Consider the following 13,624-nt stretch of genomic DNA (forward strand, 5'->3'; position numbering starts at 1 on the left):
CGGTGGCAGCGTCCAGGACAGTCGAGATCGCCATCATTGGCGCCGGTGTCGTCGGGCTGGCGACAGCGTTGCGGCTTGCTGGCGAAGGCCGTGAGGTTCTGCTGATCGATCCCAACGAGCCGGGCTCGGGCGCCTCGTTCGGCAATGCCGGAACGCTCGCCGAATACGCCTGCATGCCGGTTGGCAATCCGGCCGTCCTGTGCGCTTTGCCGAAACTGCTGCTCGATCCGGACAGTCCGTTTTCGATGCGCTGGGCAGCACTTTTCCAGTTGGCGCCATGGCTGGTGCGCTTTGTCAGGCAATCGCTTCCGGCGGCCACCCGCGCCAATGCAGTGGCGCTCGCCGGGTTGCTGGCGGAAGCCTTGCCGGCCTGGGAGGAGATGGTGCAGGAGGCGGGCCTGCAGGACCTCTTACGCCGCAAAGGCTGCCTCTATCTCTATCGACGCGAAAGCGATTTCGCCGCTGGTGCCGGGGGCAGGGCGCTGCGCGCCGGGTTTGGCGTTCACCAGCAGGTGCTGGATGCGGAAGAGGTGGCCGCGCTGGAGCCCGGCCTTCCGGCGACGGGAGCGCGCGGCCTCTATTTCCCGGACTCGATGAACGTCACCGATCCCGGGACGCTGATGCAGCGGCTGCTCGATGCCGCAACCGTGTGCGGGACGTTGCTGGTCAAGGCTGAGGTGACCGGGCTGCAAATCGAGGGGAGCAGTGTCAGGCTGAGCGGTCCCGATATGGATATCAAGGCGGGCGCGGTGGTGATCGCCGCCGGCGCGCGGTCACGGGCCCTGGCAGCGCAGGCCGGCGACAAAATCCCTCTCGACACCGAGCGTGGCTACCATCTCGAATTCCCGACAGATGTTCCCCCGCTCAATCGCCCGGTCTGTCCTGTCGATCTCGGTTTCTACATGACGCCGATGGCTGGCCGGCTGCGGGTCGCCGGCACGGTCGAGCTCGGCGGGCTTGCCGCGCCGCCAAATCCGCGCCGGCTGGCGCTGCTCGATCGCGGCGTCAGGCAGTTCTTCCCCAACCTTGGCCAAAGCTCGTCCGAATGGCTGGGGTTCCGTCCATCGCTGCCCGATTCCCGGCCGATCATCGGCCGTTCGCGCGGCAGTTCCAGGGTGATCCACGCCTTCGGCCACGGTCATCTCGGCCTAACCTTGGCGCCGATCACGGCACGTTTGGTTGCGGCACTGATCGGCGGCACGGTGGATGCCTCTCGGCTGGGTCCTTTTGCCGCCGATCGCTTCAGCGCCTGATAGAGGCCAACGCTCCGCCCCCTTGCATCCAATCCTCCCCATCACAATGATGGCGCGATCGCCGCGTATTCCGGCGTGGCGATCGGCGGGCAGGGGTTGTCATTGGGGCTGGCTGAATTGAAATCGCCGCGGGCGCCTTGGCGCCTGGCGCGCATCTGTCTTCTGGTGGCCGGGCTGGCGTCTGTCGGCGCCCCGGCAGTCGCGCCGGCGGCCGACCGCCACCTTGAGGATGCGTTCGAGGCCGCGCAATGGGCGCTGCTGTCCTCAGCTGGCAACGCGTTGCAGCAGCTTGGCCTGCGCGCCGCTGCCGGCTCGCCGGAGCTGGCGGGCATGGTGCGCCAACGCCAGGATATCGTTTCCATGGTCGCCGAGAAGGAAAAGGCGTTGGGGCAGGCGACGTCTGCCGGCTCGAGCGGAGCGGACGCGCTGGTGCGCCTTCGCGGCGAGATCGATTCGCTGCGCGCCGAACTGGTTGGCGTCGACGCCAAGCTGGCGCAGTCCTTCCCGCGCTATGCCGACCTTGCCCATCCCAAACCGCTGTCGGTGGCCGACGTGCAGGCCCTGCTCGATGAGGACGAGGGCCTGCTGCTGATGCTTGCCGGGCAGGATCACATCTTCGTCTGGGCGATCGGCAAGCATGACACCGCCTGGACCGAAACCAGCTATGGTGCGGAGATCCTTGGCGGCGACATCGCCAGGTTGCGGGCCGAGCTCGATCCGGCGGCGGCCGCGCGCGGCGCCAGGACACTGGTCCCCGGCATGGACAAGCCGCGCGTCGCGCCCTTCGATCGCACGACGGCCAGCATCCTCTATGGCGAGCTGGTCCGGCCGGTCGAGCCGGCGCTTAAGGCCGCGCGCCACGTCTTCGTCGTCAGTGACGGTCCGCTGGCCGGCCTTCCTCTGTCGGTACTCGTCGCCTCGGCTCCCACCGGTGAAGACACTGACCCGGAGGCGCTGCGCCGGACCGACTGGCTGGCGAGGCACTATGCCTTCACCACCTTGCCGTCCGTCGACAGCCTGGCCGTCATCCGCAGATACCCGCCGCCGCGTGGCGGCAAAAAGCGCATCGCCTTTCGCGGCTTCGGCGCGCCTCTGCTGGGCGGCGAGACGGTCGAGGTCGCTTCCGCCCCTCCCGCAAGTTTCTTTCGCGGCAGCCTCGCCAATGTCGACGCAGTGCGCGACCTGCCGCCGCTGCCTGAGACCGGCCCGGAGTTGCGCAAGCTAGCCGCCATTCTCGGCGCGCCGGAAACGGACCTCTTTGTCGGCGCGAGGGCGAGCGAAACCATCGTCAAGCAGACGGACCTGTCGACGACGGACGTCCTGGCTTTCGCCACTCATGGCCTGCTCTCCGGCGACCTGCGCGGTCTGGCCGAGCCAGCCCTGGTGCTGACCCCGCCGCAAGTCGCCACCGCGCGCGATGACGGCCTGCTGACCGCCTCCGAAGTGGCGGAGCTCAAGCTGTCGGCGCAATGGGTCATCCTCTCGGCCTGCAACACCGCCGGCGGTGACGGCCGGCCGGATGCCGAGGGCCTGTCCGGCCTGGCGCGCGCCTTCCTCTACGCCGGCGCGCGGGCGATCCTTGTCTCCCACTGGCCGGTCCGCGACGATGCCGCCGCACGTCTGACCACGCTGACGCTTGCGGCGCTGGGCAGCGGCTCAAGGCTCCGCCGAGCCGAGGCGCTCCGCCTCGCCATGCTCGACATCATGCAGGACAAGGATGATCCCTCGCTTGCGCACCCGTCCGCCTGGGCGCCCTTCGTCCTTGTCGGGGAGGGCGGCTATTGAAGACGGTTCTGCGTTTCTTCGCGGCGTCGCTGCTGTCTCTCCAGGCAAATATCGCCTTGGCAGAGCGCGTCGATCCGTTCGCCCTGGCCGAGAAGGCCGCCGAGGCCTACCGCAAGAACGACAGCTACTCCGAAGTGCGCGGCATGTTCAGCGAGGCGCTGCGCGACGCCCGCCGCAGGGGCGAGCTCACGCCCGACTTTGCGATCATCTACGCCATGTATGCCGACACCACCCGCTTCGACGGCAACCCGGCGTTTGCGCTGCAACTGGCGGACGAAGGCCTGTCGCTGCTGCTCGGCGCGCAGCAGCCCGACGCAGACATGAAGAATTCGCTGCTGGTGTCGCGCGCCTATGCGCTGGCCGATCTCGGCCGTTACAAGGAAGCGATCGAGACCGTGACCATCACCGCGCTGTGGATGGGCGAGCGCTTCGGCGAGGCGCAGCGCAAGCAACTGGAGGACCAAGCCCGGTCGTGGGCGAAGAGCGCCACCGGCGCCGATGCCGGGCAGGCTCTGCCGTCGGCTGCCGAACTGGCGCTCGATCTTGCCGGGAAGGCCGACCAGGCGCTGGCTGTCGGCAATACCGAACTCGCTCTGACCCTCGCATCGCGGGCCATGCTGCCGGGCGATACCGGTCTTGCCGGGGATGATGTCGATTTCCAGAACGCCCACTGCCAGTCGATCTCCGGCACCGCCTATGCTTTCGAGGGGCGCAATACTCTGGCTGTGACGGCGCTGCGCCGCGCCGCCGATCTGCTCGTCGCCTCGCCTTGGGATGGCCAGTCGAAGCCGAAGCTGCGCGATCTCGCGCTGACCGACGCTGGCTGGCGGCGTTTGACCTGGAGCGTCTTCAGCCGTCTCGCCGCTGCAGCCGTGGCGACCGGCGACCGGAAGGCGGCCGCGGCCGCCATCGACATAGCCAGCGATTTCGCGGCGACACCGGAACAGCGCTTTGCGCTGCTGTCGCAGCAAGCCGGACTTGCCTTCACCAGCGGCGACTACCGGCGCGCCGAGGAGACCTTCAGGAAGAGCGAGGCGGATGCGGCCCTGTCGGGCGATGCGGTCAACGCGGCGCTGTCGCGCTTCTATGTCGCGATCGCGGTGCTGGCGCGCGGCGACGGTGCCCCCGACGGGCTCGCGGTGCGCGATCTGCTGCAAGCCGCCACCGCCGCGGCGGACGTCGCGCGGGACGATCCGCAGGTGACCGAATATGTCCTGGCCACGACGGTTCGCATGATTGTCACCAAGACCAGCGGCTATGAAGCCGCCATGCCGCTCGCCCGCCGCGCCTACGACATTTTCAGCCAAAGGCAAACGGCGATGGCCAATTACGACGCCGGCCAGGAGGCTTCGCGCCGCGACGGGCGGCGCTTCCTCGAAATCTTCATCGCCGGCCAATACGAGACGGACGCGAAGTAGCAGCGCGGCTCAGCTTGTGGCGTGGCCCGATCGGCTCAATGCGCGAAGATCTGCTCCAGCGAACGGAAGCCCTTGAATTCCAGGGCATTGCCGGAGGGGTCGCGGATGAACAGCGTCGCTTGCTCGCCGGGCTCGCCCTTGAAGCGCACCATCGGGCGCTCCAGCCAGTCTATGTCGGATCGCGCTTCCAGCCTGGCTGCCAGCCGCTCCCATTCGTCCATCAGCAGCACCGCGCCGAAATGCGGAATCGGCACCGCGACACCGTCGACCTTGCCCTCGTGCGCCGCCACTGATGCCTGCGGCCGCAAATGCGCCGACATTTGGTGGCCGAAGAGATCGAAATCCACCCAGCTCGCCGAGGAGCGACCGATGGCGCAGCCCAGCACCTCGCCATAGAAAGCGCGGGTTTCATCGAGATCACGCACCGGAAAGGCGAGATGGAAAGGCGTCATGGCGAAGGCTCCTGGCAGTTTGGCGATGCATTGGGCGATGGTTTCGGCCGGTTCGGGTGCGATTTGGTCGCGGCACTCTGATTGTCCTTCCGCCATTGCACAAGCGGCAGGGGAACAATAGATGGTGCGGCAGCTTCCCAACCACGGCGAAGAAACAGGATCAAGTGCATGACCGACAAGCTCGACGCAGCAAAACTGACCGACCGCGTCGCGGCCCTGGTCGAGGCTGCAAGGCGCGCCGGCGCCGATGCCGCCGACGCTGTCGCGGTGCGTGGTCGCTCGGCGGGCGTTTCGGTGCGGCTGGGCAAGGTCGAGGGCACCGAATCGTCGGAGAGCGAGGATGTCTCGCTGCGCGTCTTCGTGGGTCAGCGGGTGGCGAGCGTTTCGGCGACCGCGGCCTCGGACCCAAAGGCGCTGGCTGAACGCGCCGTCGCCATGGCCAGGGTATCGCCCGAGGATCCCTATCAGGGCCTTGCCGATCCGGCCCTTTTGGCCGGCAAGCCGCGCGATCTCGACCTGTTCGACGCCACCGAGGTCTCGGCTGATGCGTTGAAGGAGGCGGCACTTGCGGCGGAAGCGGCCGCACTCGCCGTCAAGGGCGTCACCAACTCGGCCGGCAGCGGCGCCAGCGCCGGGCTGGGCGGCCTGGTGCTTGCCACCTCGCACGGTTTCGTCGGCCAGTATGTCGCCTCGCGCTTCTCACGCTCGACCAGTGTCATTGCCGGCGAGGGCACCGGCATGGAGCGCGACTATGAGTTCTCGTCGCGCCAGCATTTCGCCGATCTCGATGCGCCCGAAGAGATCGGCCGCAAGGCCGGCGAGCGCGCCGTGCGCCGCCTCGGCGCTCGCAAGGCGGCGACCGGACCGGTCGACGTCGTGTTCGATCCGCGCGTCGCGCGCGGCATCGCCGGCCATCTCGCCGGCGCCATCAATGGCGCCGCGGTGGCGCGCAAGACCAGTTTCCTGCGCGAGATGATGGGCAAGCAGGTCGCCGCGGCGGCGATCACCGTCACCGACGAGCCGCTGAGGCGCCGCGGCCAGGCCTCGCGCCCCTTTGACGGCGAAGGCGTCGAGGGCGAGAAACTGCTGATGGTGGACAAGGGCGTGCTCAACCACTGGTTCCTGTCGACCTCGGCCGCGCGTGAGCTCGGCCTTGTCACCAACGGGCGCGGCTCGCGCAGCGGCTCCTCGGTCTCGCCGTCCTCGACCAATCTCGCCATCGAGCCGGGCGAGCGGACGCCGGAAGACCTCATCAAGTCGCTGAAGCGCGGCTTCTATGTCACTGAAGTCTTTGGCCAGGGCGTCGACATGGTGACAGGCGAATACAGCCGCGGCGCCTCCGGATTTTGGATCGAGAATGGCGAGCTCACCTATCCGGTCGCCGAGGTGACAATTGCCTCCAATCTGAAGACCATGTTCCTCAATATGGTGCCGGCGAGCGACCTCGACCGCAATTTCGGCACCGCGGCGCCGACGCTGCTCATCGAAGGCATGACCCTTGCCGGCGCCTGATCCGACCGTCCTGGCCGGGGCCCGCGAGGACCTCGCTCTGCTGCGCGACGCCGCCCGCGAGGCGGGTGCGATCGCCATGCGCTATTTCGGCAATAACCCGCAAGTCTGGATGAAGGGTGGCACTTCGCCGGTCAGCGAGGCCGACCACGCGGCCGACGCCTATCTTCGCCAGACCTTGCTCAGGGCGCGGCCGGGTTACGGCTGGCTGTCGGAGGAAACCGCCGACGACCACGCCAGGCTTGCCGCGCACCGCACCTTCGTCGTCGACCCGATCGACGGCACGCGTGGTTTTCTCGATGGCCTGCACTCCTGGTGCGTCAGCGTCGCGGTGGTGGAAAACGGGGTGACGCTTGCCGGCGTCCTCGAATGCCCGGCCAAGCATGAGACCTACTGGGCGCTGCCTGGCGAAGGCGCCTTCCTCAACGGCGAGCGGATTCGCGTGCGCGCGCTGGCGGACAATGTGGATATCGGCGGCCCGAAGCCGCTGGTCGACCTGCTGCCGGAGGCGTGGCAGGGCCGGTTGCACCGCATGCCCTATATTCCATCGCTCGCCTACCGGCTGGCGATGATCGCCGCCGGCAAGCTCGACGCCACCTTCGTCAAGCCCAACGCGCATGACTGGGACATCGCCGCCGCCGACCTCATCCTGCGCGAGGCGGGCGGCGCCTTGCTCGACAGACAAGGCCGGCCGCCGCGCTATGCCGGCGCGGTGATCCACCACGGCGCGCTGGCCGCCGGCAGCGGCGAGCTGCTCGACGTGCTTGCCGGCGTCATCGCCGGGCTGGAAAGTTGAACCATCATCAAAGGTTCCAAAGTCGGCGGCTTTGGTCTAGACCTTTGCAAACTCACGATATGTGAAGGACCGACATGGCCGTGGAAGACGGAAAGAAGCAGCTTTTGCACCTGGTATTTGGTGGCGAGTTGAAGAAGCTCGGCGGAACCGAATTCCGCGACCTCGACGGACTCGACATCGTCGGCATCTATCCCGACTACCAGTCCGCGCACTCGGCCTGGAAAGCCAAGGCGCAGGCCAGCGTCGACAATGCCCATATGCGCTATTTCGTCGTTCACCTGCACCGGCTGCTCGACCCAGACGTGAAGGCCGCCGGTTGACACCGTTGGAGCATGAAGCGGTGAAGGGGCAGCCCGCCCATACGGTCAGGCGTGGCGGCAAGACGCTCTGGCGCAGGATTCGCGAGCCGCTGGCGCAGTCGCGGTTCGTCAAAAGCTTCATCGCCGGCCTGTTCGCCAATTTTGTCCGTCTGGTTCGCCTGACCAGCCCGCTGGTCAAGGGGTCGACTCAGGTCGCCGGCGGTGCCTACGCGCATCTGGAGCCCGGTATCATCGCGCTCTGGCACGGCCAGCACCTGCTGACGCCCGCCTATTACCCGAAAGGCCGGAAGCTGGTCGCCATGGTCTCGCGCAGCGCGGATGCCGAGCTCAACGCGTTGATGCTTGAGAAGTTTGGCATTGAGGCAGTGCGCGGCTCCGGTGGCCGCGACGGTACGAGGCATCTCGACAAGGGTGGCGCCAAGGCATTGATTGCCCTGAAGAAATCGCTCGCCGCCGATAAGAACGTGGCCATGATCGCCGACATTCCGCACGGCACGCCGCGCGACGCCGGGATGGGCGTCGTGCTTCTGGCGCGGCTGTCCGGCCGGCCGATCCTGCCTTCGGCGATCGCCACCAGCCGCCGCAAGGTGCTTGAAAAAAGCTGGGATAAAACCACCATAAACCTGCCTTTCGGCCGCTCAGCGGTTATCGTCGGGCCGCCGGTATTCGTGCCGGCCGATGCCGACGACGCCGAGATGGAACGCAAGCGCCAGGAAGTCACCGACGCGATCAACGCCGCAACTGACGAGGCCTATCGCCTCGTGGACGGTTCGAAATGAGCGAGCGCTGGGCGCGCGCCATGCTGTCGGCCTACCGCTACGCGGGCGCCGCCGCCTATCCGCTGATCGGCCCCTATGTCGCCTGGCGCACCTCCAGGGGCAAGGAAGATCGCGTGCGCCGGCGCGAGCGCTACGGTGTCGCCGGCCGCCCGCGTCCGGAAGGACCGGTGATCTGGATCCATGCGGCCAGCGTCGGCGAGACGATCGCCGTCGTGCCGCTGGTCAAGAGCATCCTCGACTATGGCGTCAACATCGTGCTCACCACCGGCACGGTCACCTCCGCGCAGGTCGCCGACGAGCGGTTGGGTGACCGCATCATCCATCAATACGTGCCGCTTGACCTGAAGCCCGCCGTCAGCCGCTTCCTCGACCATTGGCGGCCGGACCTCGCGATCATCGCCGAATCGGAGATCTGGCCGATGACCATGCTGGAGCTCGGCGCCCGCCGCGTGCCGCAGGTGCTGGTCAACGGCAGGCTGTCCGACCGCTCCTTCTCGTCGTGGAAGAAGCGCGCCAACATCGCCGAGGCGCTGTTCGAGAACCTTGCCCATGTTGTTGCCCAGTCGGATGTGGATGGCGAGCGCTTCCGCACGCTCGGCGCCCGGCCGGTGACGGTGTCTGGAAACCTCAAGGTCGATACCGCGCCGCCGCCGGTCGACGAGCGCGCGCTGGCCTCGCTGAAGCGGCAGATCGGCGAACGGCCGACCTGGGCGGCGATCTCGACCCATGACGGCGAGGAGGTGGTGGCGGCTGAGGTGCATGCGACCCTGCACCGGCGCCACCACGGCTTGCTCACCATCATCGTGCCGCGCCACCCCGATCGCGCCGAAGCGCTTTCCGCGCAGATTTCCGCCATGGGCCTGAAGCTCGCCCGCCGCAGCAGGGGCGACAGGATTACGGCCGACACCGACATTCTGCTTGGCGACACGATCGGCGAGATGGGTCTCTACCTGCGGCTGACGGAAATCGCCTTCGTCGGCCGCTCGCTGACCTCCGAGGGCGGCCAGAACCCGCTCGAGCCGGCGATGCTGGAGACGGCGGTGCTCGCCGGCCGCAACGTGCAGAACTTCCGCGAGGCCTATCAGCGCCTGCTCGACAGCGGCGGCGCCAAGCTGGTGCGCGACCGCGACATGCTGGCCGGCGCCGTCAATTTCCTGCTGACCAACGAGGTGGCGCGCCATGAGATGATGGCGGCGGGAGCGGCCACCGTCGACGAGATGCGCGGCGCGCTGGCACGCACGCTGAAGTCGCTGGAGCCCTACATCCAGCCGCTGATCGTCAAGTCGCGCCTGAAGGGCGCAGACGGGAGGTAGCGTGACCTCCGAAGCACCGCCCTTCTGGTGGGAAAAACCGGACTGGCGCGTTCTGGCGCTGTCGCCGCTGTCGGCGGTCTATGCGCTCGTCGCCGGCCGCCGCATGCGGCGGGCACCGCGCGAAAAGGTCGAGGCGCCGGTGCTGTGCGTTGGCAACTTCACCGTCGGCGGCACCGGTAAGACGCCGGTCGCGATCGCGCTCGCCAGGCAAGCCAAGCGTATGCGGCTCAATCCCGGCTTCCTGTCGCGCGGTCACGGCGGCTCCTTCGGTGAGCCGCACATCGTCGATGCGCATCACGACGCCGCCAAACACGTCGGCGACGAGCCGCTGCTTTTGGCCGAGCATGCGCCGGTGGCGGTGACGCCGAACCGTGCCGCAGGCGCCAGGCTGCTGAAGGAAAAGCTCGGCTGCGACTTCCTCATCATGGACGACGGCTTCCAGAGCGCACGCCTCCATATCGATTTCGCGCTGGTAGTCGTCGACGCGCGCTACGGCATCGGCAACGGCCGCGTCATCCCGGGCGGACCGCTGAGAGCAAACATCGTCGACCAACTGGTCTTCACCAGCGCGCTGCTCAAGATGGGCGAGGGGACGGCCGCCGACGCGGTGGTGCGCCAGGCGGCGCGCGCCGGCCGGCCGATCTTCGAAGCGCATACCGAGCCTCGCGCCCGCAAGCGCTTCGCCGGCAAGCGCTTTCTCGCTTTCGCCGGCATCGGTCATCCCGATAAGTTCTTCCGCACGCTGAGCGAGGCTGGCGGCGAGGTCGTGCTCGCCAGATCCTTCCCCGACCATCATTTCTACGCCGAGGACGAGCTTGCCGAATTGGCGGCGACCGCCAAGCGCGATGGGCTTCGCCTGGCGACCACCGCCAAGGACGCCGCCCGGCTGCGCCATGGCGCGTCGCAAGAGTTCCTGGAGCAGCTCGACGTGCTGGAGATCGACGCCGTCTTCGAGCTCGACCATGCGCCAGAACGCATCATCGACGAGACGCTGGATGCCTGGCGGCAGCGCAAGCTGCGGGGATGAGAAGACCTACTTTCGGCTGCGCAGCTCCGGGTGCATCTCGATCTCGCGGCGCAGCGAGGCGGTGGCGTTCACGTAGGGCTCCTGCCGGGCGACGCTCCAGTATTTGAGCTCATCCAGCGGAATGCTCTCGCCCGTCACCGCACAGCGCACGAATGCGCCTGGGCTGGTGACCTGGAAGTCGCCGTCGAGATAGCGGATGCGGGCTTCCTTGCCGCCCGGGCCTTCAAAACGGTTCATCATGAAATGACGCTTGGGTTCATGAGATTCAATCGCCACAAATCGCCGGCAAGGTCAAGCTTGACGCAATGCTCGTGGAGTATCGCTCGATCAGCATAATGGTTGATGGGAACCGGCATGGACATTTCCTCCACCCGCCTGACATCGCTGCTGAAGGAGGCGCTCACGCCGCAGCCGGTGCCAACGGCCAAGGCCGATCCGGCGACCGCGGCGCTGGTCAAGGCGCTTGTCCAACCGCCGGCGCCGTCGGCCGCCACTTCGGCCCAGTTCGCCGCCCAGGCTTTCAACGGCTCGTTGCCTCGGTCGCCCGCCCACGCGACTCAACGCCTGTCTTCCGACCAGATCGAGGATGCCTACAGGGCGGTCATGGAACCGGAAGCGGATCGTGCCTCGGCGGGCGTTCGGCCAGGCAGGCCGGCGGCGGAAGCCGAAAAGGCTTCGCGCGGCACGACCTCGCCTCAGACGGCGATAGCCGACAGCATGACGAGGGCTGCGGCGGCACCGTCATTGCCTGTGTCCACGATCGCGGTTTCCTCTTCAGTGCTGGTTGCTGCCAATTCCAACGCGCCCAGGCCACGAGGCGCAGCCGCCCGACCGGGTAGCGCTCGATCTTCGCAACCCAGCCAGCCGCCGCTGTGGATGATGTCGATCTTAACGGCGCTGCTCTCGGCGACGATCACCACCATCGCGCTGTTGCTGCTTCGCTGACCGGGTCTGACCGGCTCTACGCGTCGTCCTGCAGGAAGGCTTCGAGTTTTTCAGTCGCAAGGCCTGCCTGTGCCGCAATGCGCCGCGCAAGGTCTGCCGCGGCGGCGCGCGGGCGGCCGACGGGCCGGTCGAGCCAGTAGGACACCGGATTGAGCGCGGTGCGGTCATCGACGGCGACGATCCGGCCCGTCTTGAGTTGCGCCTGCGTCAGTGGCGGCCGCGCCAGCGCGATGCCCAACCCGTGCGCCGCAGCGTCGAGCACCAGATTGTAATCTTCGAAGCGTCGATCCTGCGGACGAGGGCGGTAGTCGATATCCTGCGCCGCGAGCCAGGCGCGCCAGGCGGATGCGTCGGAATCGTTGATCAGCGGGAACTTGAGCAGCCGGGCAGGGTCGCCGTGCCCTATTTCCTCCGCCAGTTCCGGCGAAGCGATCGGGAAGATGTGCTCCTCGAACAGCTGCACCGAGACGCGACCGGGAATGCGACCGCGCCCGCAACGCACCGAAAGGTCGATGCCTTCGTCGGCGAGGTCCGCCTGGCGGTTGTCGACATCGAGCACGATGCGCAGCCGGGTCGGGCTGTTCTCGAGCGCCGCCATGCGCGGCATCAGCCACAGGCCGCTGACCGAGGGGATCGAGGCCAGCCGCACCACCGCGGTGCCGCGCGGCTCCACCCAGCGGTCGGAATTGACCGAGATCAGCGCGAAGGCCTCGGTGGTTCTCAGATGCAGGCGGTTGCCCTCATTGGTCAGCGTCACGCCGCGCGCGTTGCGCTCGAACACTTTCAGCCCCAGCCAGTCCTCCAGCTTGGCGATCTGCCGGCTGATGGCGCCGTGGGTGAGGTTCAGCCTCTCGGCCGCCGCCGAAAAGCTCCCCGTTCGCGCCGCAGCATCGAAAGCGCGCAAGGTCTCCAACGGGAGTAACTGGTTCGAGCTGTGATCCATGCTCACAGGTGACCCTCGAATTGGTCGTTTGTCAATCGACGGTTGATGCGGTCTTCTATCCCAATGGAGCCAAGCAACGAGGATATAGCGATGACCGCCTATGCCGGTACGTTGAATCAGACACAGCGAATGGACACCACGGCGGCCATCGCGGTAGCGCTCACAGTGGTCGGCTGGGCCTCCGCCTTCCCCGCGATCCGTGCAGGCCTCGCGGCCTTCCAGCCGCTGGAGCTCGGCGCGCTTCGTTTTGCCATCGCCGCCGTGCCGGCGGCAATCTTCCTGGCCGTCAAGCGCCCGGCGCTGCCCAAGGTCGACGAGTTGTGGCGCTTCGGCTTCGGCGGCGCCATCTTCGTCGCGCTTTACACGGCGATGCTCAATTTCGGTGAGCTGACCGTGTCGGCGGGCGCCGCCGGCTTCATCATCAACGTCAGCCCTATCTTCACCGCCATCATGGCCATGGCGCTGCTCGGCGAGCGCTTTTCGGGCATGGCCTGGCTCGGCACGTTGATCTCGTTCGCCGGCATCGGCATCATCGCCATGGCCGACGGGCAGGGGCTGCACTTCAACACCGGCGCCCTCTTGGTGCTGGGTTCCGCGCTCTGCTCGGCTGTCAACACCATCGTCCAGAAGCCGCTCTTTGCCCGCCATCATCCGCTGACCATCGCCGCCTCCAACATGGTGCTCGGCGCGCTCTGCCTGGCGCCCTTCCTGCCGGAAGCGATCTCGCAGGCGGCGGTTGCCGACACAGCCGGTCTCGGCGCCGTCATCTACCTCGGCATCGTGCCCAGCCTGATCGCCTACGCCGCCTGGGCGACCGCGCTGTCGCGCCTGCCGGCTGCGCGTGCCTCGAACTTCCTCTATCTGGTCTCGCCGATGTCCGCCCTGATCGGCTTTTTCTGGCTGGGCGAAGTGCCGACGATGCTCGGCATCCTCGGCGGCGCGCTGGCGCTCGGCGGCGTCATCGTGGTGAATTTGAAGCGGTAAGTCAGGGGTCTATAAGTCAGGCGTCTAGCAATCCCGAGTCAGGAAAAGAGCCGCATCGAGCGGCTCTTTTCATGTCCCCCACCCGGACCTTCGATCCGAC

14 protein-coding genes are annotated in these 13,624 nt (G+C 67.4%); 11 read left to right on the forward strand and 3 right to left on the reverse strand.

Annotated elements, in window-relative coordinates; genetic code table 11:
- The first annotated feature begins 2 nt into the window (after nucleotides 1-2).
- From PU724_RS24635 to PU724_RS24645, 3 genes are all read left to right on the forward strand, one after another.
- On the forward strand, nucleotides 3-1,253 hold the full coding sequence (locus PU724_RS24635) for an NAD(P)/FAD-dependent oxidoreductase (protein ID WP_354424284.1): 1,251 nt from the start codon (nucleotides 3-5) through the stop codon (nucleotides 1,251-1,253).
- A gap of 117 nt (nucleotides 1,254-1,370) precedes the next feature.
- Nucleotides 1,371-3,038, forward strand: a complete 1,668-nt coding sequence (locus PU724_RS24640; protein ID WP_354424286.1) for a CHAT domain-containing protein — start codon at nucleotides 1,371-1,373, stop codon at nucleotides 3,036-3,038.
- On the forward strand, nucleotides 3,035-4,456 hold the full coding sequence (locus PU724_RS24645; RefSeq protein ID WP_354424288.1) for a hypothetical protein: 1,422 nt from the start codon (nucleotides 3,035-3,037) through the stop codon (nucleotides 4,454-4,456). Before PU724_RS24640 ends, PU724_RS24645 begins: the two co-directional genes overlap by 4 nt.
- Nucleotides 4,457-4,491: 35 nt before the next feature.
- Here the strand turns inward: PU724_RS24645 and PU724_RS24650 are convergent, their stop codons facing one another.
- Nucleotides 4,492-4,908, reverse strand: a complete 417-nt coding sequence (locus PU724_RS24650; RefSeq protein WP_127391766.1) for a VOC family protein — start codon at nucleotides 4,906-4,908, stop codon at nucleotides 4,492-4,494.
- 168 nt (nucleotides 4,909-5,076) lie between these two features.
- Between PU724_RS24650 and PU724_RS24655 the strand changes: the two genes are divergently transcribed.
- The 6 genes from PU724_RS24655 to lpxK all read left to right on the forward strand — a co-directional run bounded on the left by PU724_RS24655 (nucleotide 5,077) and on the right by lpxK (nucleotide 10,652).
- Nucleotides 5,077-6,420 (forward strand): TldD/PmbA family protein, encoded by a 1,344-nt coding sequence (locus tag PU724_RS24655; RefSeq protein WP_354424290.1) that lies wholly within the window; start codon nucleotides 5,077-5,079, stop codon nucleotides 6,418-6,420.
- Complete coding sequence (locus tag PU724_RS24660) at nucleotides 6,407-7,213, forward strand: 3'(2'),5'-bisphosphate nucleotidase CysQ (protein WP_354424292.1); 807 nt, start codon at nucleotides 6,407-6,409, stop codon at nucleotides 7,211-7,213. The genes PU724_RS24655 and PU724_RS24660 overlap by 14 nt, the downstream gene beginning before the upstream one ends.
- A gap of 74 nt (nucleotides 7,214-7,287) precedes the next feature.
- Entirely contained in the window at nucleotides 7,288-7,533 is a 246-nt protein-coding gene (locus tag PU724_RS24665; protein WP_127285845.1) for a DUF4170 domain-containing protein, read from the forward strand.
- 5 nt (nucleotides 7,534-7,538) lie between these two features.
- The gene (locus tag PU724_RS24670) at nucleotides 7,539-8,312 is read left to right on the forward strand and encodes a lysophospholipid acyltransferase family protein (protein ID WP_426213659.1); all 774 of its coding nucleotides are present in this window, start codon (nucleotides 7,539-7,541) and stop codon (nucleotides 8,310-8,312) included.
- Nucleotides 8,309-9,625, forward strand: coding sequence for a lipid IV(A) 3-deoxy-D-manno-octulosonic acid transferase (waaA, locus tag PU724_RS24675; RefSeq protein ID WP_127285847.1), 1,317 nt, complete (start codon nucleotides 8,309-8,311; stop codon nucleotides 9,623-9,625). Before PU724_RS24670 ends, waaA begins: the two co-directional genes overlap by 4 nt.
- A gap of 1 nt (nucleotide 9,626) precedes the next feature.
- A complete protein-coding gene (gene lpxK / locus PU724_RS24680; protein ID WP_354424297.1) occupies nucleotides 9,627-10,652 on the forward strand; it encodes a tetraacyldisaccharide 4'-kinase in 1,026 nt (341 codons plus the stop codon).
- Nucleotides 10,653-10,658: 6 nt separating this feature from the next.
- On the opposite strand, the gene PU724_RS24685 is transcribed toward lpxK, so the two are convergent.
- On the reverse strand, nucleotides 10,659-10,892 hold the full coding sequence (locus PU724_RS24685) for a DUF2093 domain-containing protein (protein ID WP_127285849.1): 234 nt from the start codon (nucleotides 10,890-10,892) through the stop codon (nucleotides 10,659-10,661).
- Nucleotides 10,893-11,006: 114 nt separating this feature from the next.
- Here PU724_RS24685 and PU724_RS24690 point away from each other — a divergent pair, with 114 nt between their 5' ends.
- Nucleotides 11,007-11,597, forward strand: coding sequence for a hypothetical protein (locus tag PU724_RS24690; RefSeq protein WP_354424299.1), 591 nt, complete (start codon nucleotides 11,007-11,009; stop codon nucleotides 11,595-11,597).
- A gap of 16 nt (nucleotides 11,598-11,613) precedes the next feature.
- Here the strand turns inward: PU724_RS24690 and PU724_RS24695 are convergent, their stop codons facing one another.
- Nucleotides 11,614-12,540: a LysR family transcriptional regulator gene (locus PU724_RS24695; RefSeq protein WP_127391773.1), complete on the reverse strand. Its 927-nt coding sequence runs from the start codon at nucleotides 12,538-12,540 to the stop codon at nucleotides 11,614-11,616.
- Nucleotides 12,541-12,630: 90 nt separating this feature from the next.
- Between PU724_RS24695 and PU724_RS24700 the strand changes: the two genes are divergently transcribed.
- On the forward strand, nucleotides 12,631-13,524 hold the full coding sequence (locus PU724_RS24700) for a DMT family transporter (RefSeq protein ID WP_354424301.1): 894 nt from the start codon (nucleotides 12,631-12,633) through the stop codon (nucleotides 13,522-13,524).
- Nucleotides 13,525-13,624: the final 100 nt, after the last annotated feature.

The organism is Mesorhizobium abyssinicae (assembly GCF_049887195.1).
GTDB classification, from domain to species: Bacteria; Pseudomonadota; Alphaproteobacteria; order Rhizobiales; family Rhizobiaceae; genus Mesorhizobium; species Mesorhizobium abyssinicae.

What these genes read in the sequence shown, in the direction of transcription:
- PU724_RS24700 (WP_354424301.1), top strand. Translation starts at nt 12,631, where the DNA reads ATGACCGCCTATGCCGGTACGTTGAATCAGACACAGCGAATGGACACC.
- waaA (WP_127285847.1), top strand. Translation starts at nt 8,309, where the DNA reads ATGAGCGAGCGCTGGGCGCGCGCCATGCTGTCGGCCTACCGCTACGCG.
- PU724_RS24665 (WP_127285845.1), top strand. Translation starts at nt 7,288, where the DNA reads ATGGCCGTGGAAGACGGAAAGAAGCAGCTTTTGCACCTGGTATTTGGT.
- PU724_RS24685 (WP_127285849.1), bottom strand. Translation starts at nt 10,892, where the DNA reads ATGATGAACCGTTTTGAAGGCCCGGGCGGCAAGGAAGCCCGCATCCGC.
- PU724_RS24695 (WP_127391773.1), bottom strand. Translation starts at nt 12,540, where the DNA reads ATGGATCACAGCTCGAACCAGTTACTCCCGTTGGAGACCTTGCGCGCT.
- PU724_RS24690 (WP_354424299.1), top strand. Translation starts at nt 11,007, where the DNA reads ATGGACATTTCCTCCACCCGCCTGACATCGCTGCTGAAGGAGGCGCTC.
- PU724_RS24655 (WP_354424290.1), top strand. Translation starts at nt 5,077, where the DNA reads ATGACCGACAAGCTCGACGCAGCAAAACTGACCGACCGCGTCGCGGCC.
- PU724_RS24650 (WP_127391766.1), bottom strand. Translation starts at nt 4,908, where the DNA reads ATGACGCCTTTCCATCTCGCCTTTCCGGTGCGTGATCTCGATGAAACC.